The following is a 25,095-nucleotide window of genomic DNA, read 5'->3' on the forward strand; positions in this document are numbered from 1 at the left end:
TGGCAACTGAACACGCCGACACTGATACGATAATACATGACTACTTCACCCGCATCGCATGACCGTAAAACACCTGCTCACGAACAACATTGAGAATTCGAAGCCCACTCAATAGGGGGAACTACGGCTTAGCTCAACGGCACCGACTCGGGTGGCGGTTCGGAACCACGAACCCGCCAGCCATCGGCTGGCCGGACCCGTCCCGCTTCGGCTTAGCGCAGGGCTAGTCGTTACTTGCGGCGGCGCCGCCCAGTGCCGAAGATGCTGCGGGTGATTTCGCGCACCCCGGTATTGATGGCGCTCTTCACGGTCGGGTTCTTCAGAATCTCTTCCCACGCGACGGGGCCCTTGGGTTCAACGGGCGCCGGCATGGGCGGCACCTGAATATCGTCGGGCCACGGCAGCGGATCGTACTTTCCCCTCGGCGGCTGGACCGGTGGCACCTCTGGAACCGGCGCATACTTGGCGTCCAGCATTTCGTGGGCGGACACCCGGTCGATGGTCTGGCCATACACGGCCTGCAGCGGGCTTGAGTGGGCCGCCGCGCCGACGGCGTCGGTGCCGATCGCGCCCATCAGCGATCGGGGAACCCGCATGCGGGTCCAGGCCACCGGGGTCGGCGCGCCGTTCTCGGAGAGCACGGTCACGACGGCCTCACCGATGCCCAGCGACGTCAGCGCCGATTCCAGGTCGTATACATCGGTTTTCGGATACGTGCGAACGGTTTTGCTGAGCGCCTTTTGATCGTCGGGTGTGAACGCCCGTAGCGCATGCTGGATCCGCGCCCCCAGCTGAGACAGCACGGTGTTGGGCAGATCCGTGGGCAATTGGGTGCAGAAGAACACCCCGACACCCTTGGAGCGAATGAGCTTGACCGTCTGCTCGACCTGCTCCAGGAAAGCCTTGGAGGCGTCGGTGAACAGCAAGTGCGCCTCGTCGAAAAAGAAGACCAGCTTAGGCTTGTCCAGATCCCCCACCTCGGGCAGATAGGTGAACAGGTCGGCCAGCACCCACATCAAGAAGGTGGAGAACAGCACGGGGCGCAGCGACTGACCGCTGAACTCCAGCAGCGAGATGATGCCGCGGCCCTGGCTATCTACGCGTATCAGGTCGTCAGGTCTCAGTTCCGGTTCGCCGAAGAAGGTGTCAGCACCTTCGGCTTCAAGGTTGACCAATGCTCGCAGGATGACGCCGGCAGTCGTCGGCGAAACGGCGCCAAGGGCTTTCAGCTCCGCCTTGCCCTGGTCGCTGGTCAGATGGCTGATCACGGTACGCAGATCTTTCAAGTCCAGCAACGGAAGTCCCCGCTGGTCGGCCCAGTGGAAGACCAGCCCCAGCGTTGATTCCTGGGTAGCGTTGAGCCCCAACACCTTTGACAAGAGAATAGGTCCGAAGCTGGAGATGGTCGCGCGCACCGGGACACCGACTCCACTGGTACCCAGCGACAGGAACTCCACCGGGAAGGCCGTAGGCGTCCAATTGTCACCGGTATCTTTCGCCCGTGCGGCCGCCTTGTCGTTGGCCTCTCCCGCCCGGGATAGTCCGGACAGGTCGCCTTTCACGTCGGCCATGAGCACGGCCACGCCCGCAGCGCTGAGCTGCTCGGCGATGAGCTGCAGCGTTTTGGTTTTCCCGGTTCCAGTGGCCCCGGCTACCAAACCGTGCCGGTTGATAGTGGCCAGTGGAATGCGAATCTGCGCAGTGGAGTCGGCGTCGCCGTCGACAACGACGGTGCCCAATTCCAGCGCCTGGCCTGCCACGGAGTAACCGGCCGCGATCCGCTGCGCGGGCTCGCCAAGCCCGCCGGCCGCCGCTTCGGTGCTCATCGCGCCACCTCTTCCCCGTCGTTACCCGTACCACTTGGCAAAGCAATCACACTACTTGCCCGGGTGTTGCGGTTACGACCGCGGCGATGGGCCTACTCTTGAGCGCTGTGCGTGACGAACTGGTGTGGATCGACTGCGAGATGACCGGGCTGAATATCGCTTCGGACAAGTTGATCGAGATCGCCGTGCTGGTCACCGACGCCGACCTGAACATTCTCGGGGACGGAGTGGACGTGGTGATCCACGCCGACGACGATGCGCTGTCGTCGATGATCGACGTCGTTGCCGAGATGCACACCCGCTCGGGACTGATCGAGGAAGTCAAGGCTTCCACCGTCGACCTGGCGATGGCCGAAGCGATGGTGCTCGACTACATCAACGAACACGTCAAGCAACCCAAGACGGCGCCGCTGGCGGGAAACTCCATCGCCACCGACCGGTCCTTCATTGCCCGCGACATGCCCGCGCTGGACGCGTTTCTGCACTACCGGATGATCGACGTCAGCTCGATCAAGGAGCTCTGCCGGCGCTGGTATCCGCGTATCTACTTCGGCCAGCCGCCCAAAGGCCTGGCGCACCGCGCGTTGGCCGATATTCACGAATCCATTCGCGAACTGCGCTACTACCGGCGCACCGCGTTCGTCCCTCCGCCGGGGCCATCTACCAGCGAAATCGCCGCAGTAGCCGCCGATCTTCAAGGCGAAGCCGACGCACCGGGGATAATCGATTCGGCCGAGGAGCCTCCGACCGGCTAATATCGACGTCGCCGCTCGTTAGCCCTCTGGGAGGACTGGCCGGCGGCCATGGTGAGTGTAGTTCAGTTGGTAGAGCACCAGGTTGTGATCCTGGGTGTCGCGGGTTCGAGTCCCGTCACTCACCCCACAGGTCAGAGGTGGTACTTAGCGACGCCCTGTTCAATGACCAACCGGCAACTGCACCCCGGCCGGCACCCAACGACACAGCGGTCAGGTAATGCTTCGCTCGTGCGCCGACATCGCTCAATCTGCGCTGGCTAGCGAAGCATATGCCGTGCTCCTCGAGGAGCAGCCCACCGAGGGCATCGCCTGCCGTGTCTACAAGCAGCTCGGCGGGGACGACACGTTGGTGGTGCCGCTGTTCTTGGCCTACGCCTCCTGGGTGGACGAGCAGACCGAGCCGCTGGGCAGCGAACTCGGGGACACCGTCGACTACCGCTCCCTTGCCCGCTATTCGTCCAACAGCGGCAGTGCCATCGGCGGCAGCACGGAAGAGGCGGCCGTCCACGTGATCAACGAGGCCATCGAACGCGACGCCACAACGCTGTTCCTAGCGGTTCCTGATTCGCTCCATCGTCGCGGCCGCACGGGCCGTGCCGGCGTTTCTCGATCCTGAGACCCTTCCGATCGAGCTACGCACGCTGCTCGAGCAGGTTCAGACCCGGATCGGGCGGGAGGTGTGGCTGATCGACGTCACCACCGACCTCGGAGTATCGAGCACGTTGGCGTATTCGACCTGGCCCGCGCGGCCGATACCTGCGCGGGTACGGCGCGTCGCTATCGCGGTGCTAGCGTCTATCGAGCTTTGACCGAGCTGCTCGAAGTTCAGCTCACCGACCGCGGGGTAGTCCAGCGCTTGGAGGGCATCGAGCTGTGAAGGACCACCCGGTGCTGCAGGCCTGCGCCGAGCTCGACCTGCGGCCACCGGCCGCTTCCACGAGACTGGTGCCCTCCGTCGAGACCGCAGCCCCCTGCTCGCCCGCCGAGCACTTAAGCCAGTTGCTGTCGCGACTTGCCGACCGGGGATTCACCGTCTACCTCGACGAAGCCCACCGCCTGTCCAACGGGATCACCGTCGTACACGTGCACATCCCGGGGCTGGAGCGCTTTCATATGATCGTCGACGGTCCGGCCGCCGTCGTGCCGGGACGCCGGGGAATGGCCGCCGTCGAGTTGACCGCCCCCGCCTGTCCGGTGTGACTGCAGGAGCGCCGGCCAGGCTCAGGCCTTGGCGTTACCGGCGCGCCACTGATCCCATGGAATGTTCCAGTCCCCGAGGCCATCTGTGCCCGACAGCGTGCCTCCCACGGTGTTGACGACTTCGACGATGTCACCGCTCTTGATGTGGTCGTAGAACCACTGGGCATTGCTCGGGCTCACGTTCAGGCATCCGTGGCTGGTGTTGGTGTGGCCTTGAGCGCCCACCGACCACGGCGCCGAGTGCACGAAGACGCCGCTGTAGGAAATCTGGGTGGCCCAGTCGACGTCGGTGCGATACCCGTTGGGCGAATTCACCGGAACGCCATAGGTCGACGAGTCCATGATGATGTGTTTGAACCGCGCGCCCACGATGTAGACGCCGTTAGCGGTGGGTGTGCTGTCCTTACCCATCGACGTCGGCATGGTCTTGACGACCTCACCGTTGACCCGGATCGTCAGTATCTTGGTGCTGTCGTCCGCGGTCGCGACGACCTCATCGCCAATGGTGAAGTGCGTCTTGACGTTGTCCTCGCCGAACATTCCCTCGCCGAGATCGACGCCATAGGTGTTGACCGCCACGTCGACGGCGGTGCCGGGCTTCCAGAAATGCTCTGGGCGCCAACGCACCTCGCGGTTGTTCAACCAGTAGAAGGCGCCTTCGACCGGCGGGTTGGTGGTGATCTTGATGGCCTTCTCCGCAGCAACCCGGTCGGCGATGTTCTCGTCGAACCGGATCGCCACCGGCTCGCCGATCCCCACGACCTCGCCGTCGCCCGGATTCACATAGGGCATCGTCAGGTGTGCGGGCGAGCTGGTTTGAAATGTCATCTGGCGAGTCGCCGCGCCGCCCAGTCCGAGCGCCTTCGCGCTGAGCGTGTAGCGCCGGTTGTAGCCGAGTTGGTCGGTGGTCGACCAGTGCAGCCCGTCGGGGCTGAGCTGGCCGCTGATCGACTTGCCGTTTTCGTTCACCATGGTGACCGCCGCTAGCACACCGTCGGCAACGCTGACGGTGACGGGCGCATCAACGGTGACACCGACGGCTCCGTCGGTCACCGACGCGGTCAGCTTGGGCACCAGCAGGTCGGCGAAGGGTGTGCCCTTGTTGACGATGACCTTCATCGGTGCCGGCGCACTGCCGCTGCTGCACGCCACGGCGAGAACAGCCACCGGGATCATGATCGCAGCCAGCCACGATCGACTTCTGCGCAAAGGCGTCATCACGTGACCTTCCAGATACTCTCGCTTACTTCGGTCACCGCTGACCCTGGATTGTTCCCTGTATTGTAGTGTCTGACCGCGGCCGCGACAGAATTTGTCGGCTTGTCGCCGTCGTTCAGTGTCGCACCTCACCCCGTCCTGATCTGGAGATTTCCCACTGCGCCACGATGCCTGTTATTGTCGCGTACGCGGTCTCTGGCCGTCCACGGCGCCGTTAGCTCAGTTGGTAGAGCAGCTGACTCTTAATCAGCGGGTCCGGGGTTCGAAACCCTGACGGCGCACCCCTCCCGTCGCGTTGGTCCGCCGGGTTGACCGGTCACCTTGGGGCGGCACTGCGATAGATACCGGCGCAACGCGGGAAGACCACCCGCACAAGGGAATTCGGTGGGCAATCTACCGCCGAACTGCACTGGTTTCCCCCGGTCGCCCGGTAACCGCAGGTCAAGCTTTCGCCAGATGCCTTGCGAGCCTGAAGGTTGCGTGTCACCCACGCGGCCAGTGACGGTTGTCGCCGCAGCGCTCACCGATTCCTGATGTTGCGGATCACCACGATCACGACGACAGACCCGACGCCCACCAGGGTCACGGTCACCGCAGGCTTGGTGACGAATTCGATCACCTTGGCCTTGACGTCGTCGGCGAGGCGGCGGGGATTGGCACGCTCAACAAGCGAGTCGACCGTTGTCGCCAGCTGGTCGCGGGCGAGGTCGATCTCCTGCTTGATGGTCTCGGGATCACGGTCCGCCACGTGTCTGTCCTCCAAGTAGGTGCACCTGACGAACTACCCTAGATGAGCCGGTGCGAGTCCCAACGCTCCGGTGAACAGAAAGGGACCTACGTTGAGCGAGTCCACCCGCCTGGCGCCCGGCGACAAAGCACCCGCGTTCAGCCTGCCCGACGCCGACGGAAACACCGTGTCGCTGGCCGACTACCGGGGGCGCCGCGTCGTCGTGTACTTCTACCCGGCCGCCTCGACACCGGGATGCACCAAAGAGGCCTGCGATTTCCGCGACAACCTCCGCGATCTCAACGACGCCGGCCTGGATGTGGTGGGAATCTCCCCCGACCCGCCGGCCAAGCTGGCCAAGTTCCGCGACGCCGAGGGACTGACGTTCCCGCTGCTGTCCGATCCCGATTGCACGGTATTGACGGCCTGGGGCGCCTATGGCGAGAAGAAGATGTACGGCAAGACCGTCCGGGGTGTGATCCGGTCCACATTCGTCGTCGACGAGAAGGGCAAGGTCGCCCTGGCGCAGTACAACGTCAAGGCCACCGGACACGTCGCCAAGCTTCGCCGCGACCTGTCGGTCTGATCAGGTCAGGTTGGCCAGCAACAGCGCTTCGGCGATCGCGGCCCGCTCCCACAACCCCAGGTGCAGGCTTTCGTTGACGCTGTGCGCCTGCGTCGCGGGATCCTCGACGCCGGTGACCAGAATCTTCGCCGCAGGGAACGCCCGGGCGAACTCGGCGATGAACGGAATCGACCCACCCATGCCCATGTCGATGGGATCGGTACCCCACGCCCGCCGGAACGCGGCCCGGGCGGCGTCATAGACCGGGCCGCTGGCCTCGATGGCGTACGGCTGGCCGACCTCGCCGCGCCGGACACTGACCTGTGCGCCCCACGGCACGTGGCGCTGCAGATGGGCCTCCAGGGCGTCCAGGTGCGCGACGGCGTCACCGCCGGGCGCAACTCGCAGACTGATCTTGGCTCGAGCCCGCGGAGTCAATGTATTCGACGCTGCCGCAACCGATGTGGTGTCGATGCCGATCACGGTGATCGCGGGTTTGGCCCAAAGCCGCTGGGGCACCGAACCGGATCCGATTTCCGATACCCCGTCGAGCAGACCCGCGCCTGTGCGCACCCGCTCGGGCGGGTAGTCCGGCAAATTCAGGGCCGCAACGTCGGTTTCATGCAGCCCTGCGACTGCCACGTTGCCGTCGTCGTCGTGCAAGCTGGCCAGCAGCCGCACCAGTACGCTCAACGCGTCGGGAACCACACCGCCCCACAAACCGGAGTGCAGCCCGTGGTCGAGCGTGGCGACCTCGACCACGCAATCGGCCAATCCGCGTAGCGACACCGTCAGCGCGGGGATGTCGGTGCTCCAATTGTCCGAGTCGGCGATGACGATCACGTCGGCGGCCAGCATGTCTCGGTGGGCGGCGAGCAATCGGCCCAGTGACGGAGATCCGGATTCTTCCTCGCCCTCGACGAAGACGGTCACGCCCACCGGCGGCCGGCCGCCGTGGGCCCGGAATGCGGCCAAATGCGTTGCGATACCAGCCTTGTCGTCGGCGGTGCCACGCCCGTACAGTCGTCCGTCGCGTTCGGTGGGCTCGAAAGGCGGCGACGCCCACTGATCGCGGTCACCCTCGGGCTGCACGTCATGGTGGGCATACAGCAGCGCCGTCGGCGCACCCGGTGGCGCCGGATACCGCGCGATGACCGCCGGCGCACCGCCTTCACTGACTATCCGCACATCGTCAAAACCCGCCTGCGACAACAGATCCGCCACCACCTGCGCACTGCGATGTACCTGATCGTGTCGCGCCGGATCGGCCCACACGGAGTCGATGCGTACCAGATCTTCGAGATCACGCCGCACCGACGGCAACACCGCACGAACCCGCTCAACCAGATCAGTCACGATCACGAGGCTAGCTATGCTGAGCCCGATATGGCGACGCGCGGCCCCGACCCGGCAGCGCCGCTCTGGCGGGCGGCGCAGCTGTTCCGGCTATTGAGCTGCGTTTACGCCCTGGGGTTTCAGATCGCGGTCAACGCCGACCTGCGGCTGCCGGCGTTGGGCTGGGCGCTCTTCACGGTGCTGATCGGCTGGAGCGCGGCGTGCGCGCTCGCCTACCTCCGCGGCTTCGGCCGCCGGCCTGCCTGGGTGATCGCCGAGATTGCAGTCGTGGTGCTGCTGATGCTGTCCACCAAGGTGGTAGCCACCGGGCAATGGGCACTGGATAACCAGACCTGGCCGACAACCCTGTGGGCCAGCAACGCCACCATTTCGGCGGCCCTGCAGGCCGGTCCGGCCGGCGGCATGTTGACCGGTGTGGCGCTGACGGCGGCCAACGAAGCCGTCAAGGGTTACGTCAACGTCAACCTCGGTCGCAGTGCGACCATTGTCATCGAGCTGGCAGTCGGCCTCGCGGTGGGGATGGCCGCTCGGACCGCCCGGCGTGCCCACGACGAACTGCAACGAGCCGCCGAACTGTCGGCAGCGCTGCACGAGCGGGAACGGCTGTCCCGGCAAGTTCATGACGGGGTCATCCAGGTGTTGGCCCTGGTCGCCAAGAGGGGTCACGAAATAGGCGGCGACGCAGCCGAATTAGCGAAACTCGCCAGCGAACAAGAAGGCGCGCTGCGCCGTTGGGTGATCTCCACCGACACCGAGCACGACGGCGACAGCGAGTCGGTCGACCTTGGTGCTCTGTTGCGGCGGCGGGCGTCCGACCAGGTGTCCATGAGCTTGCCGGGAACGCCGGTGCCGCTGGCGCGTGGGGTGGCCACCGAGTTGGACGCGGCGGTGGGCAATGCCCTGGACAATGTTCGCTTGCACGCCGGGCCGAACGCCCGCGCCTATGTGCTACTGGAAGATATGGGCGATGTGGTGACGGTGAGCGTTCGCGACGACGGTGTCGGCATCGCCGCGGGGCGCCTCGAAGAGGCCGCCGGCCAGGGTCGGCTTGGGGTCTCGAAGTCGATCGTGGGGCGGTTGGCGGCGCTGGGCGGCACCGCGCAGCTGAGCACGAACACGGGCGAGGGCACCGAGTGGGAACTGACGGTGCCGCGCCGGGAAGGACGTCATGAGTGAGCAGCAATTCCCGACCGTGATGGTTGTCGATGACCATCCGATCTGGCGCGACGCGGTCGCGCGCGACCTTGCCGACGACGGGTTCAACGTAGTCGCCACCGCCGACGGCGTTGCGGCGGCGCGGCGACGGGCCGCGGTCGTCAAGCCGGACGTGGTGCTCATGGACATGCGACTGGCCGACGGCGATGGCGTGCAGGCGACGACGGAGGTGCTCGAGGTGTCCCCTGCTACCCGGGTGCTGGTCCTGTCGGCCTCGGACGAACGCGAGGACGTCTTGGAGGCGGTCAAAGCCGGGGCGACGGGATACCTGGTCAAGAGCGCCTCCAAGGCGGAATTGAGTGACGCCGTGCGAGCCACCGCGGCCGGGCGTGCCGTGTTCACCCCGAGCCTGGCCGGGTTGGTACTGGGTGAATACCGGCGCATCGCCACGAGCCCCGACTCGGGGCCGGCTCGTCCCAGCCTCACCGAGCGGGAGACCGAAGTACTGCGATACGTAGCAAAAGGATTGTCCGCCAAGCAGATTGCCGAAAGGCTGTCGTTGAGTCACCGCACCGTCGAAAACCACGTCCAGGCGACGTTCCGCAAGTTGCAGGTGGCCAACCGGGTGGAGTTGACCCGCTACGCCATCGAGCACGGGCTCGACGAGTAGCCCGGAATCGGGTAGTCCTACTCATCCGCTTCGATGCGTCACCCGGCATGGTGGCCGCCATGACCGAATCGCCCCATGCCGTGATCAGCCGGCTTGCCGCCGAGTTCGACGCTTTGTCCCGCCAAATGGCCCGCGTCTCCGGCGAACTCGGTCAACTTGACCTGCTGATCTCCGATCCAGCCACCGCAGTCCAGCCCGCCCCGCCACCACCGCAGCCCGTAGCACCGTACTGGCAGCACTGGCAACCTGCGGCGCCGGCGCCGCCACGCCAGTTCGCTCCGCCACCACCTCGGCGCACACCTGGCCCTGGTCTGCCTCCAACGCCGCCGGCTCCAGACCGCGAATCCGGCTGGATCGGAAAGCTGTTGGCCGTCGCCGGGGTGGCGGTGACGCTGATCGGCGTGGTGTTGCTGCTCGTCCTCGCCGCGCAGGCGCGCCTGCTGCGGCCGGAGATCCGGGTCACCGGTGGCACCCTGCTGGCGCTCGGGCTCGTTGGTGTGGCCGCCCGGCTGCGCAACCAACCCGGCGGGCGGATCGGCGCGATCGCGTTGGCGGCCACCGGTATTGCCGCCGCCTACCTGGACGTCATAGCAATCACCACCGTCTACAAGTGGGTGCCGGCGCCGGCCGGGCTCCTGCTCGCCGCGGTGGTCGGCGGTGCGGGTCTGGCGCTGGCTTGGCGGTGGGACTCCGAACACCTCGGGCTGCTGGTGCTGGTGCCACTGATGGGGCTGGCGCCCGTCATCACCGGCGGTGTTGACCTGTTGCTGGTCAGCTTCATGTTGGCGCTCTCGGCCGCTGCGCTGCCGGTACAACTTGGCAAGAACTGGATCTGGATGCACGCTGCCCGGACCGCGGCTACCACGCTGCCCCTGCTCGTGGCGCTGGTGTCGGTCCGACACGACGACGCCTGGGTGATCGGCGCCGCCTGCGGAATCGCCGCGATCCTCGCGATCGCCGGCGGCCTCGTCGTGCTACCCGCTATCAGCAATACCGCCGCATTGGCGGTGCTGACGGCGGCCGGGACCGTGCCCGCCCTGGCCGCTCGAATGGCAGTCGATCGCGTCATGGCCGCGGTGCTGGCAGCCGCTCTGGCATCAGCCATGCTGGCGATTGTGCTGGCCGGCACTGAACTGCCCAAGATCGCCAGACAGGTCTGGTCGGCGTGGTCGTCGGTTTCGGCGCTGGTCGCCGTTACTGTCGCCTTCGACGGCTACGTCGAGGGCCCGGTACTGCTCTCGCTGGCCGTCATCGTCGCCATTATCGGCCGTGGCGATGCGCTAGCGCGTTGGGCCGCAGCAGGTTTCGGTGTCATCGGGACGGGCCTATGCTACAGCTATGCGCCACTTGGTGCCTTGCTGACGGCTACCGCGATGCCGACTTCGATTGCGGTGTCCACCCTGGCCGCCAGCCTGCTCGTCATCACTACCGTGTTTGCGATGGCGCGAGCGTGCGCAGGTGTCAAAGACGGTGACGCCAGATTGATCCTGGGCGCGGCTGGCGGGATGCTGATCGTCTACGCCGTCACCGCGTTCACCGTCACCGCTGGTGTTCTCCTCGGCGGCACCGAGGTTGGGTTCCTGGCCGGGCACATGGTCGCCACGGTGTGCTGGATCGGCGTGGCGGCGGCGTTGTTCGGCTACGCGCTGCGGCTGGCGGGCCCGGAACGCCGCGCGGCCCCGATCACTGCGGGGCTGGCGCTCACCGCCGCCGCCACCGCCAAACTGTTCGTGTTCGATCTGGCGACCCTGGACGGGATCTTCCGGGTCGCGGCGTTCATCGTCGTCGGTCTGGTGCTGCTGGGCATGGGCGCCGGGTACGCGCGCAGCATGGCTCGCTGACCCAGCGCGAGCAGACGCGGAATCGCCCAAAATCTCCGATTTTGGTGCGATTCCGCGTCTGCTCGCGCACTCTAGGGTGACTCGAGAATGGCCACCGCGGCGGCGGTATCCCCTTCGTGGGTCAGCGAGACATGGATGGTCACATCGGCCAGATGCTTGGCGATTTCGCCGGTTAGCCGCACCCGCGGCCGGCCCCACATGTCAGTGACCACCTCGATGTCGCGGTGAATGTCCTCGGGCAGCATGGGCCGCTGCGCGAACCGCGAGCCGGACCAGGCCTTGATCACCGCTTCCTTGGCGGCCCAGCGGGCCGCGAGGTGCCGGGCCGCCGACGAACTCTTGTCCGAGGCGTCCCGCCGCTCACCGGGGGTGAAGGTCGTCGCGAACACCGTTCCGGGTTGGTCGACCTGCTCGGCGAAATCAGGAATGGAGACGAGGTCGATCCCCACACCGACGATGCCCATGGGTCGCCACGTTATCGGATGACTAAAGCCATCCGATAAATGCCTCTCCGTCGCCAAGCCTGGCGTCCGGATTCAGCAACATCGCGGCCTCCTGCGGCTTCTCCGGCTGATGGTGGTCGAAACGGCGGCCCGCGGGCCGCTCATACATCGGCGTACCGCCGGCGATGGCCGAGGCCAGACGGCGCCGACCGGCCAACAACCGCGCATCGGCCCGGCGTTGGTAGTCCGCCCGCTGCTCGGGGTCCAGCGCGGCGATGAAGGCCTGCGGATGCACGAGTGCGATCAGGCCCGACACGTGGCCGAACCCGAGACTGGTCACCAACCCGGCCTTGAGCGGGAACTTCCCGCCCAGCCGCAAGGTGTCGCGGACCCACACGAAGTGCGCCGAACCGGCCAGCTCGTCGTCGACGCAATCCAGACTGCGGTTGGGCGGAATGACACCGTCACGCAGGATCTGGCACAGCCCCATCATCTGGAACACCGCGGCGCCGCCCTTGGCGTGACCGGTGAGGCTCTTCTGCGACACCACGAATAGCGGGGCGCCTTCGGAGCGGCCCAGCGCGTCGGCGAGCCGCTCGTGCAGTTCGGTCTCGTTCGGGTCGTTGGCCAGCGTCGAGGTGTCGTGCTTGGAGATCACCGCGATGTCGTCAGCCCCCACGCCCAGCTTGGCCAGCGAACGCGCCAGCACCGAATCCCGGCCACCGCGGCCCGCACCCAATGCCCCGATGCCCGGGGCCGGGATCGAAGTGTGCACACCGTCTCCGAAGGACTGAGCGAAGCCCACCACCGCCAACACCGGCAAACCCATCTTCAGGGCCAGGTCGCCGCGGGCCAGCAGGATGGTGCCGCCACCTTGAGCTTCCACGAACCCGAGCCGCCGCCGGTCGTTGGGCCGGGAGAACTTCGAGTCGTCGATCCCCCGGCCCCGCATCATCGCCGTGTCGGCGGTGGCCGCCATGTCACCGAAGCCGATGATGGCCTCCAGGGTCAGGTCGTCGAACCCGCCGGCCACCACCAGCTCGGCCTTGCCCAGCCGGATCTTGTCGACGCCCTCCTCGACCGACACCGCCGCGGTCGCGCAGGCGCCGACCGGATGGATCATCGCGCCGTAACTGCCCACATAGGACTGAACCACGTGCGCGGCAACGACATTGGGCAGCACTTCCTGCAGGATGTCGTTCGGCTTGTTCCGGCCGAGCAGATTGCCGTGGTACATGGTCTGCATGGAGGTCATCCCGCCCATGCCGGTGCCCTGGGTGTTGGCCACCAGGCTCGGGTGCACCCAGCGCATCAGGTCGGCCGGAGTGAAGCCGGCGGACAGGAACGCATCGACGGTCGCGATGATGTTCCACAGCGCCACCCGGTCGATCGAGGCGGCCATGTCCTGGCTGATGCCCCACACCGTCGGGTCGAACCCGGTGGGGATCTGCGCCCCGACGGTCCGCGACAGCTTGGTCTTGCGCGGCACCCGAATCTCGGTGCCGGCCTTGCGGATTACTTGCCAGTCGCTGGTGTTGGGCACCGGCCGGACGACGGTATGCTCGGGGTCGAACTGCACGAACGCCCGGGCCTCGGCCTCGGTGGACACCACGAAGCTGAAGTCCTTGTCCAGGAACACCGACACCAGCAGCGGCGACGCGTGATCGGGATCGATCGCGCCGTCGTCAACGAACTCGCGGATGCCGACGCGCTGCACCACGGCGTCGTGGTAGCGCTCGACAAGCTCGGCCTCGTAGACCAGCTCACCCGATTCGGTGTCGTACCAACCGGGTTGAGGATCGTCTTCCCAGCGGATCAATCCGGTCGTCCAGGCCAGCTCGAGGACACCGGCCGCCGACAATTCGTCGTCGACCTCCATCTCGAAGCGGGTGCGCGACGAGCCGTAGGGGCCCAGTTCGGCGCCACCGACGATCACCACCAGATCGGCGGGGTCGACGTCGAGGTCGGCCCAGTCCGTCGGCGGTGCCGGAGTGTGCGCGCGCGGCGGCGATGGCAGCGCGGCGATGACGCCCGGCGCCGTCTCCTCCTCGACGGCCGACGCGTCGGCGGACATCTGCTCACGCGCCTTGGCGGCCAGTTCAGCCATGTCGAGATCGGCCTCGGCCAGGCCTCCGGTCAGGTCCGCCTTGATCGGCGAACTGGCCGCGGCGACTTTGGATTCCACGTCGCAGAGGCCGAGCAGCATCGCCGCCATCTCGTCGGTCGAGTAGGTGGTGACACGGGCCTCTTCGACCGCGGTGACGATGGCGTCGTTGTGGCCCATGAGCCCGGTGCCGCGGGTCCAGCCGATCAGGGCGTGTGCCAGGCTGACCCGGACCGCCCACGACGATTCGGCGTGCCAGCGACTCACCACGGCATCCAGCGCCGACTTTGCTTCACCGTAAGCACCGTCGCCGCCGAACATCCCGCGGTTGGGCGAGCCGGGCAGTACCACGTGCAACCGCGATGCGATATCGCGCTCGGCGCCGATGGTCGACAGGCCGCCGATCAGCCGCTGCACGGCCCACAGCAGCACCTTCATCTCCATCTCGGCACGCGAGCCGGCCTCCGACAGATCGCCGACGACGCGGGGTGCCGCGAACGGGAACAGCAGTGTCGGGGACTGCGCGTCCTTGATGTGAATCGACTGCGGCCCAAGGCTTTCCGTCTGCTCGGTGCCAACCCACTCGACCAGCGCGTCGATATCCGCATAGGACGCCATATTGGCCGCGACCACCCACAACACCGCGCCGTAGCGGGCGTGGTCACGATAGAGCGTGCGGTAGAACGCCAGTCGCTGGTCGTCAAGCTTCGAGGTGGTCGCGATCACGGTGGCGCCGCCGTCGAGCAACCGCGCCACCACCGATGCGGCGATCGAGCCCTTCGACGCGCCGGTCACCACCGCCACTTCGTCGCTGTAAGGGCCGCGATCCGGGTTCTCGGCACCGGCGGCGATCCGGCCGTACAGCGACGCGTGGATCTGCCGGCCCGCGGCCAGCGACTTGCCCTGCCACCAGGTGGCCTGGGTCGCCACGACGTGGCCGGTGCCCTCGAAACGCTCGGACAGCCGCGCCCAGTCGGCGTCGATGTCACCTTCGTCGGTCAGCCAGAGCTTGACCAGGTCTTCGCGGGCGCTGGCCCAGCGGTCGTCGAAGACGACGGCCTTCTTGCCGTCGAATACCGGGGCCACCAAACGCGGCCAGTCCGCGCCCAATTCGGCGGTGACCAAGTCGATCAACTCGGCATCGGTGGCCGCCGCGGGCGCGGTCACCGGGTCGTCGAGCCCCAGCTGGCCCAACACCAGGCGAGCCGCAGAGGCGAGCACCCCGTCGGGGCCGGTGATCTGATCGGTGAATTCGCTCAGCACGGCCGCGTCGACGGTGGCACCGCCGCCACCGCCCGCAGACGGCAGCGCCACGGCGACGCCCCGGCGCGCGGCAACCGAGGCGACCGCGGCGTCGATCGCCTTGTCGACGGATGCTGCGTCCGCCAACGCGCCCTCGTGCAGGTTGCCCAGCGCACCGCCGCGTACGCTGGTGCCCTCACGGGTTCCCAGCGCGACTTCGACGGTGACGTGTTTGGCCCAGCCGTCACCGAGTTCCCAGGTCTTCTTCACCCGCTCGGCGATGGCACCCGGCCGCCTGCCCGACGGCCCCAGAACCGTGCGCAGCTGATCGTTGATCGCGTCGGAAAGCACCGGCCCATAAGGCTTGTAGGTGCGCGCCAGCTTGGTGACCTGCGCCCGCAGCCCGGCCAGGTCGGCCTCGGCGGCGCCGTCGATGGCGCCCAGGTTCAGCTCGGAGCCCAGGTCCACCAGCAGCTGGTTGCGCCGAGACGACGCGCCGTCGGTGATGGATTCGATGGAGTCGAGCTCCTCGATCTGGTCGATGCGCATCTTGGCCGACAGCGCGATCAGCGCCAGCGTGGCATCGGCGGCGTCGAAGACGATGTCGTCCGGCCGAGCGGCACCCGAAGGTGCCGCAGGCGCGGGAGCCGGTGCGGCAGCGGCAGTTTCGGCCGGCTCAGCCAACTCCCCAATGGGCTCGTCGGCTTCGGGCTCCGGCTCAGGGTCGGTGTCGGTAGCGAACAGCACCGCGGCATCACGTTCGGCGTTGAGCACTTCCACTGTGCTGTGGGCGTATTCGGGTAACTTGAGGGTGTTGGTGGCCAGGCCCGCCACCGTCGGCGAGGTCTTCACGCCAATCTCGACGAACCGCTCCACTCCCAGGCCACCGGCGGCCTCTTCGATGAACAACAGGTCCTGCGTTTCGATCCAGCGCACCGGGCTGGCGAATTGCCAAGCCAACAGCTCGATCAGGACGGTGCGAGCCAGCTCGCGGGGCCGTTCCCGGCGCCAGTTGTCGTAGTCGGCGAGGATCTCGTCGAGCGGCTCGGCCGGCACCAGATCCCGGATCTCCTGGATGAAGTCACGATCCAGGGTGAACAGCCGTGGCACCAGGTTGGGAATGTAGCGCCCGATGATCACATCCGGGTCTTTGTCGCGCGGCATCACGCGGTCCAGTGAACGCCGGAAGTCGGCCACCCCGACCCGCAATACCCGGGAGTGGAACGGAACGTCGATACCGGGAACCAGGATGAACGAACGGCGCCCACCGGTGAGCTCACGGCGCCGCTCCACCTCGGCCTCGAGCGCCTCCAGACCGCGCACGGTGCCGGCGATCGCATACTGCGAGCCCCGCAGGTTGAAGTTCACGATCTCCAGGAATTCTCCGGTACTCGCCGCGATTTCGGCGACGAAGGCCGGAACATCGGCGTCGTCGAGATCGATCTGCGACGGCCGGATCGCCGCCAACCGGTAGTTGGACCGTCCCAGTTCGTCGCGCGGAACGATGTCGTGCATCTTCGATCCGCGGTGAAACACCATCTCCAGCAAGGCTTCCAACTCGTAGACGCCGGTCACGCAGGCCAGCGCGGTGTACTCGCCAACCGAGTGGCCACAGGCGATCGCGCCCTCGACAAAGGCGCCCTGCTCACGCATCTCGGCCACCTGGGCGGCCGCCACGGTGGCCATCGCAACCTGGGTGAACTGCGTCAGGTACAACACGCCGTCGGGGTGGTGGTAGTGCACACCGCTGGCGATGATGCTGGTCGGGTTGTCCCGGACCACGTGCAGCACCGAGAAGCCCAACGTGTCGCGGGTGAACCTGTCCGCGGTGTCCCACACCTTGCGGGCCGCCTTGGAGCGCGCCCGCACTTCCATGCCCATGCCCTTGTGCTGAATGCCTTGGCCGGGAAACGCGTAGACCGTCTTGGGTGCGGCCAGTCGCGCGGTCGCCGACATCACCAGATCCGAACCGATGCGCGCGGCCACTTCCAAAATCTCTGCACCCCGGTCGATTCCGACGCGTTCGACGCGGAAGTCCACCTCGTCACCGGGACGCACCATGCCCAGGAACCGCGCGGTCCAGCCGATGAGCCGGGCCGGCGGACGGGCCTGCCCATCGGTGGCGGTCACCACGTGCTGGGCGGCGGCCGACAGCCACATGCCGTGCACGATGGGCGATTCCAACCCCGCAAGCAGCGCGGCCGCCCGATCGGTGTGGATGGGGTTGTGGTCGCCGGACACCACCGCGAACGGGCGCATGTCGACCGGCGCGGTCAGGGTGACGTCACGGCGGCGGCGGCGCGGCGTGTCGGTGGCGTTCTCCGATACCGCGCCACCGGCCCGCACCGGGTCGGCGAGTTCGGCCGCCCCGGTTCGGCCGAGGATGGCGAACCGCTCGTCGAGGACGGCTATCGGTTCGCCGTCGGGCCCCGCGACCGTCACCGAGACCGCCACCACCCGGCCCACCTCGGTGTCGTGGGCATCCGAAGCCGTTGCGGTAACCGTCAATTGGTCGGGGGCTTCGGGCAAGGTGCCGACCATGCGGACGGCATGATCAAGGTGCACCAGATTGAGCAGGCCTTCCACCACGGGCACCCCGGTGTCGGTGACCGCCGATCCGATCGCCGCGAAAACAGCCGGCCAGCACCGGCCTACCAGCGCATCCGGAACGGTGGTGAGGCTGGGCGCCAACGGCTCGCCGAAGGTGGCGGTGACCCCGGTGTGGTCGGCAACCTTTTCCGGGTCCCAGTCGACGGTCACCCGGGCCACCCCGTCGGTGACCGGCGGCAGCAGCTCCGGCCCGTCGGCACCGGCTGCAATCGCCAGCACCGAGCGCATCGCGGTAGCGGCGTCCTCGGTCGAGACCACCGGGATACCGCCGTCCACGGTGTTGGGCGGCAGGGCGAACCGGATGTCGATCCAGGTGCCCGACACCGGCACGCTCAACACCACATCCGCCCCGTCCTTGCCGTCGATCTGCAGCCGGGCTCCGGTGGAAGAGTGTGTGGCGCGGGAGTTTTCGGGTCCGTCGTGCACCTGCCACTCGCTTGGCTCGGCGATCCGGTGCACCGGATTGATGGCGGTGCGGCCGGCCCACAACACGTCGGGTGCGTCGAGCACGACGGCCAGGGGTCCGTTGGCGTCGGGGCGGCCCAACCGCCGCGATCTGACGTCCCTGACTTCCCCGTCGGCAGCGAGCACGTCGTCGATGGCGGCCTGCTCGAAGCGGTCCAATAGCTCACCCACCGGCTCGTCGAGGCGGGCGATACCGGCCACCGCCGCCGGGCCGGGGATGATGCACACCTGGTCGGCGTCGTAGCGGGCATCGTGGGCCTGCCACAACGAGTCGCTGCGCCACCAGCGCCGGACGTCCTTGTCGATCACCGGCACGAAGTTCACCGGCTTGCCAAGGGTCTTGCACAGGGTGACGAAGAAGGGAACGTCGGCCGGGTGCAGCTGGACGGTATCGGCGTCCGGATAGCGGGCAAGCAGCGCGGCGATAGCCTCGGTCGGCTTCTCCAGCAGCGCCGGGTCGGTGAAGAGCGTCTCGATCGGGCCGAAATCCTGTGGATGCAACCGAGCTTCGGCGCGCTGCAGCATCTGCTCGAAGCGGTCGCGCCAGGTGTCGGCCAGCCAGGGGCTGCCCTGCCCCAAGACCCCAGCGGTGTCGGCCGTCGAATTTCCCTCGCCGATGGTCAGTTCCACGTAACGCTGCAGCCACTGCAGGTAGGTCATCTCCGCGACGTCGCCGAAGTAGGGCTTGGCGGTCTTGGCCATAGCGGCGATGATCTCGTCGCGACGCTCGGCCACCGCGTCGGCGTCGCCGGCGACCTCGTCGAGAAGCCGGCCGCACCGCGAGGCGGCGTTGTCGATCTCGTGGATGTCGGCGCCGAGTTGGCTGCGGCTGGAAGCCATGCCGCCCTGGGCCTTTCCGGCGCTGATCCACTCGCCGGTGCCCTGGGTTTCGACCAGCATGCGCTTGACCGAGGGTGACGTGGTGGACTCCAGAGTCGCCATCGCCGCGGTGCCCACCAGGATCCCGTCGATCGGCATCAACGGGAAGCCGTAGGACTGCGCCCAGCGACCGGACAGGTATTCGGCCGCGCGCTCGGGGGTGCCGATGCCGCCGCCGACGCAGACGGTGATGTTGGCGCGCGAGCGCAGCTCGGAGTAGGTCGCCAGCAGCAGGTCGTCGAGGTCCTCCCAGGAATGGTGGCCACCGGCGCGACCGCCCTCGACGTGCATGATCACCGGCTTGGTGGGCACCTCGGTGGCGATGCGGATCACCGAGCGGATCTGCTCGATGGTTCCGGGTTTGAACACGACGTGGCTGATCCCGATGTCGTTGAGCTCGTGGATCAGCTCGACGGCTTCCTCGAGATCCGGGATGCCGGCGCTGATCACCACACCGTCGATCGCCGCGCCGGACTGGCGCGCCTTCTGCACCAGCCGCTTGCCGCCGACCTGAAGCTTCCACAGATACGGGTCGAGGAAGAGTGCATTGAACTGGTAGGTCCGGCCCGGCTCCAGCAGACGGGACATCTCCTGGATGCGGTTGTGAAAGACCTCTTCGGTGACCTGCCCGCCGCCGGCCAGCTCGGCCCAATGCCCGGCGTTGGCCGCGGCGGCGACGATCTTGGCGTCGACGGTGGTCGGCGTCATGCCCGCCAGCAGGATCGGCGACCGTCCGGTAAGGCGGGTGAACTTCGTCGAGAGTTTGATCCGGCCGTCGGGCAGGCGGACCACCGTCGGGGCGTAACTCGACCAGGCCCGGGCCACCTCGGGCGTGGCCCCGACGGTGAAGAGGTTGCGCTGACCGCCGCGGGTGGCAGCGGGCACGATGCCGATGCCCAGGCCGCGGATCACCGGCGCGGTCAGCCGGGTCAGGATGTCCCCTGGACCCAGATCAAGGATCCACCGAGCTCCAGCGTCATGCACGCGGGTGATCTCGTCGACCCAGTCGACCTTGCGGACCAGGATGGATTCGGCCAGCTCCCGGGCCAACGCGATATCGAGGCCGACCTTCTCGGCCCAGCTGCCGACGATGTCGATGCCGTCGCCCAGCCGGGGCGTGTGGAAGCCCACCTCCACCCGCACCGGCTCGAATACCGGCGCGAAGACGTCGCCGCCACGGATCTTGTTCTTGCGGTCGGCTTCCTCCTTCTCCGAGATCTGACGGCAATACAGTTCGAAGCGCGAGAGCTGTTCGGGGGTGCCGGTGATGACGACCGAGCGCCGGCCGTTGCGGATGGACAGCACCGGTGGCAGCACCGTGCGCACGTCCTGGGCGAAGTCCTCGAGCAATCGCTGGATGCGCTCGGGGTCGGCGTTGGTGACCGCGACCATCGGCGGGCGATCGCCGAGCACCGAGATCCCCCGCCGGCGCGCCACCAGTGTTCCGGCCGCGCCGATCAGCTGCGCCAACGCCAGCAGCTCCACGTCGCGAGCGCCACCGGCCTTGAGTGCCTCCACCGCCAGCACCCCCTGGGAGTGCCCTGCCAGGGCAACCGGCGGGGTGGCAACGAGGTCCATACCCTGGCGGGCCAGGGCACGAATGGCGGCTATCTGGGTGAGCAGCACGCCCGGCACCGACACCGCGGACGAGGTCAGGTGCTTGTCCAGCGGGATCGCGTCTTCGGCGGCCAGCGCACGTACCCACTGCAGCGGCTCGAAGCCGATCGGGCGGACCACGACCAGTTCTTTGGCAACCGGCTCGAGCAGCAGCTCCACCTCACCTGCCAGCGCGGCCAGCTCCGATTCGATCCCGGCCGCCGAAACCAGTTCCTCGAGCGTCTCCAGCCAGGCGCTGCCCTGGCCGCCGAACGCGACCGCGAACGGCTCACCGGCGGTCAGCCGATCGACCAGAGCGTGGGCGCGATGCGGGCCAGTCCCGTCGTGGTCAGCTGACACCCGGTCGTGCTCGTGGATCGTCACCGTCTTTATCTCCCTGTATGCGTCTGTACGTATCGGTTGGTTCGGCCGGACCGGACCGGCCCCTGCAGGGCCTGGTGAACTCCGGCCGATTCCGCATCGAATCTCCGCCGGAAAACGTCTGACCGGTGCGTTGTCGGGGCCGGCCCATGGACCGGGCGGCGCGACGGACTGCATCGGCTCTATAAGAGTGTCATAAGGATCAGTCCACTTTTTTGACGCCGATCGGTTACTGGCGAGTTCTACGCGCGGGTAACCATCTCATCGGTAACATCGGGTTTCGTCGTCGGTGCGGGCGGGCGTAACAAACGTCCTGCGTGCAGGTGGTTACGGTCGAGTAGCTCTAACTGCGCAGATCAAGGCAGTATTGTTACCAAATCGTTATGTTGAAATCCTGCGCTGTGCTCGGCCCGTGACGTCGCATCGGCCGTAGCGCCGCGCAATCGCCGCTTTTTGCGCCGCTTCGATCTAAGCGAACGAGTGTTTGCTGGAGCGCGCCGCACACGGGGCTTGACGGGGCTTGACGGGGCGGAAAATTAGCCCCACTGGCCAAATTGGGGCTTGAGGATCTCGTTGATATCCACGCCGACTCCGCCGACTTTGCGTTTGTCGATCTCGACCTGGTGCAAATTGGCGGCCGGATGCGTGAACCCCTTCGGCGAACCCCAGTTGTGCTGCCAGAAATACGAGCCCAACCCGTCATGCACCGCCCAGTCGATCGTCTTGGAGTTGGCGTACACGCCGGTGCGCTGATGCCCGATCACCGACTCCCAGGACCGCAGATACGGCGCGACCTGGTTCTTGTACTGCTCGTATGACGGATCGTCGTCGATCGAGGCATAGATGGGAGCGCCCGCCGGACCGCCCGCCGCGGCGTGCAACTCCATGCCCCGCTTGGCATGCTGAACACCCGCAGCGGCACCGCCCAGCCAGTCGGAGGTGCTGCCTTTGCCGAATTGGTAGCACGAAACAATCTTGAGCCCGTTGCTGCTCAGATCGCGGGCCTCACCGAGTTGGATCGGCTTGCCCAGCATCCAGGTACCCCCAGGTCGCCGATCCGATACGTACCTGATCGCCCCCGCCGCCCCGGCAGCCCTGATCTGACTGGCGGGGATGACCCCGGCGGAATAGTCCAACAAGATGCCAAGCGACCCCGCTGATGCCGGTGCGGCACGCAACGACGCGGCCGCGACGCCAAGGCCCAGCAGGCCGGGCGTCGCCGCCGCGTACTTGAGCACGTCCCGCCGCGAGACCTCCACAAGCCACAGATTACGACACCTGCATCAATTGACTCATTGAGCTCGCCAGTCACATCTACATCACAATGTCACAACGTGCGTTTGGGCGTGGTCAGCAGCCGATCCTTGCTGTCAATGCAAAGTTAGTAAAGTTAGAGGCGAGCAGTCCGCACTCGATCGCAACGGGGGCCGCGATGGATCAAAACCAGCTCATCGACCTTACCCGCCGCGCCCTGAAGCTCGCACGCGACCAGACGACCGACCTGGCGCCTTCGCAGCACGCGGTCCGCGCGCGGGAGTACACCTCGCTCGAGCGACACGACCGTGACCGGGCCATGGTGATGTCCTGCCCGCAGCTGGTCGGCTACGTCTCCGAGCTTCCGCGGCCCGGCTCGTATTGCACCAAGACGGTGATGGGGCGCTCCGTGCTGCTGACCAGGACGTCGGACGGCTCGGTGCGGGCCTTCGACAATGTCTGCCTGCATCGGCAGGCGCAGGTGGCGACCGGGTGTGGCACCGCGAAGCGGTTTAGCTGCCCCTACCACGCCTGGACGTATGACAACACCGGGCGATTGGTCGGACTGCCCGGCCGGGAGGGCTTTCCCGAGATGACGTTGAAGGACGACGGGTTGACCAGGCTTCCGGCCACCGAGTTCGCCGGTTTTCTGTGGATTGCCCTGGACCCCGGCGCCACCCTGGACATCGCAACACACCTGGGACCGCTGGCCGACGAACTCGACTCATGGGGAATCGGGCACTGGTCCCCGCTGGGCGAGAAGGAGCTCGACTCGCGGATCAACTGGAAGCTGGCGATCGACACATTTTCGGAGAACTACCACTTCGCAACGGTGCACAAGCAAACCTTCGCCACCATCGCCCGCAGCAATTGCACGGTTTTCGACTCCTATGGACCACACCACCGATTGATCTTTCCGCTGAACACCATCATGGAGCTGGACACTGCGCCCGAGGACCAGTGGAATCCGTTCCACCACATGGTCGTGATCTACGCGCTGTTTCCCAACATCGTGCTGTCGGTGACGATCGCCAACGGCGAGCTGTTCCGCGTTTACCCCGGTGAGCAACCGGGCCGATCCGTCACCGTCCACCAGAACTCCACGGCGCTGGACGTCTCCGATGAATCCGTGGCCGCCGCCGCGCAGGCCGTATTCGAGTACGCACACGCGACGGTCCGCGACGAGGACTATCGACTGGCCGAGTCGTTGCAAGCCAACCTCGAATCGGGCGCGCGGGAGCGACTGGTGTTCGGGCGCAACGAGCCGGGGCTACAACACCGTCACCTCGCATGGGAGCGCGCGCTCGACGCGTTGCACCGAGGCTGAAGATTCGCAGCAAAAGGGCGAGAAGACTCCTGCCAAATTACAGCTTCGCCGCGGGAGTCTCCTGCGTCAGCGAGCCGATCAGCGCCTCGAGAACATCACGAGAATCCTGATCACAATCGTCTGGAAGCGCTGCTGATTCCGTCCGCAACATCTCCAGGGCCTCCGTACGGTGGCCCGAACGCACCAATGGGGTAACGCGTTCCACCAGGGCAGCCAACTCCGGGGCCGGTGGCCGAGCATTGGCGACGGTAGCGGCCAGCACGTCGATCAGCTCCCAATCGCGATACAACGCCAGTGACCGCTCGTAGAACGCGAAGGCGGTCACCGGCTCACCCTGCAGCGTGCCGCGGTAGCGGTAGGGGCCCTCCATGTATTCGATCGGCAGGCCATGGGCCGGAGCAGCCACCAGCGGCTCCCCGATCAGGTCCAATTGCATTGTGGCGCAGGTGATCCGGTGGCGGTCCGGCAGGTAGCGGACCGGTGCGATCGGCGGCAGCAGCGGCCGCACGGCCTCCGGCCAGCGGACATAGCTGAGGATGGTGACGTCGACGTCCTCGGCGCACCGCGGCACCCGGTCCGGATCGGGGTAACTCGCCGTCACGCCGGTAAACGGTTGCACCGCATTGCCGTTCGTGCGGTCGAACTGTCGCCAGATGCTCATGTCGACGCCATTGTCGAAATGGACGGTGCGCCATTCGTGCGACCGTCCCCGCGGGTCTCCCCCGCCGCCGGCATACCTGGGAAACCACTGCCGGTCGATATGCCCGGCCGTACCCGTGACCTGTTCATTCGCCTCGCCCCAGCACAGCGTTCCGGCCATCGCCATGCCGGTGTGGAAGTAGGAGTGGGTATCGGGCTGGCCGAAGCAGACGATCTTTCCGTTGTAGGCCGACGCCCCCACCGGGGTGGGCGTGCGCGTGGGCGTCACCGCCAGATCCAGCCGCATCAAGCGACCGGCCTGATCGGTTCCCACCAGACTGACCCGGTAGGTGTAGGGCAACGGGTCCCCAGCGGCGTCACGGCAGGTGAGCCATGACGCGATGCCAGCACCGCCGCGGTATTCGATATCGAGATGGCCCGTTGCGGCCGATAGCTTGGGCTGGGCACCGGGCGCCATGCTGGCCGGTGGCATGTCGTAATCGGTATAGGTGCCGTACTCGCCGGCGTCGAGGTCGAACAACGCCAGTGTGTAGAAGTCAGCAATCAGCGAACCCCCTGGCCGGTTCTTGTTGACGATGGTCAGGAACGCAAATGACCGGCCGGTGCCGGTTGCGTCCAACTGACCGGCGAGAAACCAAGTGTCGGACTCCTGGTCGGCATGTGCGCCTTCGGCTGCGGGAAACTCCAGCGCGCTGTCGCCGGGTACCAGTTGAAACGGGTAACTGCGCCAGTCGCTGCTCATGTCAGGCCTTTCCGGGCGCCAGACCACGCTTTTTAGCTATGTTAGCATCAATAGTGAAGTTACCGTCGCCTGCTCCGAG

The 25,095-nt window shown here is 66.8% G+C and carries 15 protein-coding genes, 2 tRNA genes and 1 pseudogene; 10 read left to right on the forward strand and 8 right to left on the reverse strand.

What is annotated here, in order from left to right:
- Positions 1-230 precede the first annotated feature (230 nt).
- The gene (locus EET03_RS18665; RefSeq protein ID WP_075542768.1) at positions 231-1,826 is read right to left on the reverse strand and encodes a helicase HerA-like domain-containing protein; all 1,596 of its coding nucleotides are present in this window, start codon (positions 1,824-1,826) and stop codon (positions 231-233) included.
- Positions 1,827-1,933: 107 nt separating this feature from the next.
- Here EET03_RS18665 and orn point away from each other — a divergent pair, with 107 nt between their 5' ends.
- The 4 genes from orn to EET03_RS18690 all read left to right on the forward strand — a co-directional run bounded on the left by orn (position 1,934) and on the right by EET03_RS18690 (position 3,781).
- Positions 1,934-2,581, forward strand: coding sequence for an oligoribonuclease (gene orn / locus EET03_RS18670; protein WP_063469805.1), 648 nt, complete (start codon positions 1,934-1,936; stop codon positions 2,579-2,581).
- A gap of 51 nt (positions 2,582-2,632) precedes the next feature.
- Positions 2,633-2,708: transfer RNA gene (locus tag EET03_RS18675), tRNA-His, on the forward strand.
- A 147-nt stretch (positions 2,709-2,855) separates the two neighbouring features.
- Positions 2,856-3,197: a YcaO-like family protein gene (locus tag EET03_RS18680; protein ID WP_167470660.1), complete on the forward strand. Its 342-nt coding sequence runs from the start codon at positions 2,856-2,858 to the stop codon at positions 3,195-3,197.
- A gap of 257 nt (positions 3,198-3,454) precedes the next feature.
- On the forward strand, positions 3,455-3,781 hold the full coding sequence (locus EET03_RS18690; RefSeq protein WP_075542765.1) for a YcaO-like family protein: 327 nt from the start codon (positions 3,455-3,457) through the stop codon (positions 3,779-3,781).
- Between the two features lie 21 nt (positions 3,782-3,802).
- Here the strand turns inward: EET03_RS18690 and EET03_RS18695 are convergent, their stop codons facing one another.
- Complete coding sequence (locus EET03_RS18695) at positions 3,803-4,999, reverse strand: L,D-transpeptidase (RefSeq protein WP_075542764.1); 1,197 nt, start codon at positions 4,997-4,999, stop codon at positions 3,803-3,805.
- A gap of 208 nt (positions 5,000-5,207) precedes the next feature.
- On the opposite strand from EET03_RS18695, the gene EET03_RS18700 reads away from it, so the two are divergent.
- Positions 5,208-5,280 (forward strand) — tRNA-Lys (locus EET03_RS18700).
- 239 nt (positions 5,281-5,519) lie between these two features.
- On the opposite strand, the gene EET03_RS18705 is transcribed toward EET03_RS18700, so the two are convergent.
- Positions 5,520-5,747: a DUF3618 domain-containing protein gene (locus EET03_RS18705; protein ID WP_063469801.1), complete on the reverse strand. Its 228-nt coding sequence runs from the start codon at positions 5,745-5,747 to the stop codon at positions 5,520-5,522.
- A 91-nt stretch (positions 5,748-5,838) separates the two neighbouring features.
- On the opposite strand from EET03_RS18705, the gene bcp reads away from it, so the two are divergent.
- On the forward strand, positions 5,839-6,312 hold the full coding sequence (gene bcp / locus EET03_RS18710; protein ID WP_075542763.1) for a thioredoxin-dependent thiol peroxidase: 474 nt from the start codon (positions 5,839-5,841) through the stop codon (positions 6,310-6,312).
- Here bcp and EET03_RS18715 read toward each other — a convergent pair.
- Positions 6,263-7,647: pseudogene (locus EET03_RS18715) on the reverse strand (M20/M25/M40 family metallo-hydrolase). The gene bcp and the pseudogene EET03_RS18715 overlap by 50 nt on opposite strands.
- Before the next feature lie 30 nt (positions 7,648-7,677).
- Between EET03_RS18715 and macS the strand changes: the two are divergent.
- The 3 genes from macS to EET03_RS18730 are packed head-to-tail and all read left to right on the forward strand — an operon-like array spanning position 7,678 to position 11,313.
- Positions 7,678-8,823, forward strand: a complete 1,146-nt coding sequence (gene macS, locus EET03_RS18720; RefSeq protein ID WP_075542762.1) for a MacS family sensor histidine kinase — start codon at positions 7,678-7,680, stop codon at positions 8,821-8,823.
- Positions 8,816-9,472 (forward strand): response regulator, encoded by a 657-nt coding sequence (locus EET03_RS18725; RefSeq protein ID WP_075542761.1) that lies wholly within the window; start codon positions 8,816-8,818, stop codon positions 9,470-9,472. Before macS ends, EET03_RS18725 begins: the two co-directional genes overlap by 8 nt.
- 59 nt (positions 9,473-9,531) lie before the next feature.
- Entirely contained in the window at positions 9,532-11,313 is a 1,782-nt protein-coding gene (locus EET03_RS18730) for a DUF2339 domain-containing protein (RefSeq protein ID WP_075542772.1), read from the forward strand.
- A 71-nt stretch (positions 11,314-11,384) separates the two neighbouring features.
- Here EET03_RS18730 and acpS read toward each other — a convergent pair whose 3' ends face one another.
- From acpS to EET03_RS18750, 3 genes are all read right to left on the reverse strand, one after another.
- Positions 11,385-11,777, reverse strand: a complete 393-nt coding sequence (gene acpS / locus EET03_RS18735; RefSeq protein ID WP_023366014.1) for a holo-ACP synthase AcpS — start codon at positions 11,775-11,777, stop codon at positions 11,385-11,387.
- 22 nt (positions 11,778-11,799) lie between these two features.
- Complete coding sequence (locus tag EET03_RS18740; protein ID WP_099193655.1) at positions 11,800-21,036, reverse strand: type I polyketide synthase; 9,237 nt, start codon at positions 21,034-21,036, stop codon at positions 11,800-11,802.
- 533 nt (positions 21,037-21,569) lie between these two features.
- Complete coding sequence (locus EET03_RS18750) at positions 21,570-22,292, reverse strand: DUF1906 domain-containing protein (RefSeq protein WP_075542759.1); 723 nt, start codon at positions 22,290-22,292, stop codon at positions 21,570-21,572.
- A 173-nt stretch (positions 22,293-22,465) separates the two neighbouring features.
- Here EET03_RS18750 and EET03_RS18755 point away from each other — a divergent pair, with 173 nt between their 5' ends.
- Positions 22,466-23,614: an aromatic ring-hydroxylating oxygenase subunit alpha gene (locus tag EET03_RS18755; RefSeq protein ID WP_099193656.1), complete on the forward strand. Its 1,149-nt coding sequence runs from the start codon at positions 22,466-22,468 to the stop codon at positions 23,612-23,614.
- A gap of 37 nt (positions 23,615-23,651) precedes the next feature.
- Here the strand turns inward: EET03_RS18755 and EET03_RS18760 are convergent, their stop codons facing one another.
- Positions 23,652-25,016 (reverse strand): secreted hydrolase, encoded by a 1,365-nt coding sequence (locus EET03_RS18760; protein WP_075542757.1) that lies wholly within the window; start codon positions 25,014-25,016, stop codon positions 23,652-23,654.
- Between the last annotated feature and the right edge of the window lie 79 nt (positions 25,017-25,095).

Origin of the sequence: Mycobacterium innocens (assembly GCF_900566055.1) — a bacterium.
GTDB classification, from domain to species: Bacteria; Actinomycetota; Actinomycetes; order Mycobacteriales; family Mycobacteriaceae; genus Mycobacterium; species Mycobacterium innocens.

Bases quoted from the DNA above. Each gene is read 5' to 3' on its own strand.
- EET03_RS18725 (WP_075542761.1), top strand. From the start codon at position 8,816: ATGAGTGAGCAGCAATTCCCGACCGTGATGGTTGTCGATGACCATCCG.
- EET03_RS18665 (WP_075542768.1), bottom strand. From the start codon at position 1,826: ATGAGCACCGAAGCGGCGGCCGGCGGGCTTGGCGAGCCCGCGCAGCGG.
- acpS (WP_023366014.1), bottom strand. From the start codon at position 11,777: ATGGGCATCGTCGGTGTGGGGATCGACCTCGTCTCCATTCCTGATTTC.
- EET03_RS18730 (WP_075542772.1), top strand. From the start codon at position 9,532: ATGACCGAATCGCCCCATGCCGTGATCAGCCGGCTTGCCGCCGAGTTC.
- macS (WP_075542762.1), top strand. From the start codon at position 7,678: ATGGCGACGCGCGGCCCCGACCCGGCAGCGCCGCTCTGGCGGGCGGCG.
- EET03_RS18755 (WP_099193656.1), top strand. From the start codon at position 22,466: ATGGATCAAAACCAGCTCATCGACCTTACCCGCCGCGCCCTGAAGCTC.
- EET03_RS18760 (WP_075542757.1), bottom strand. From the start codon at position 25,016: ATGAGCAGCGACTGGCGCAGTTACCCGTTTCAACTGGTACCCGGCGAC.
- EET03_RS18695 (WP_075542764.1), bottom strand. From the start codon at position 4,999: ATGACGCCTTTGCGCAGAAGTCGATCGTGGCTGGCTGCGATCATGATC.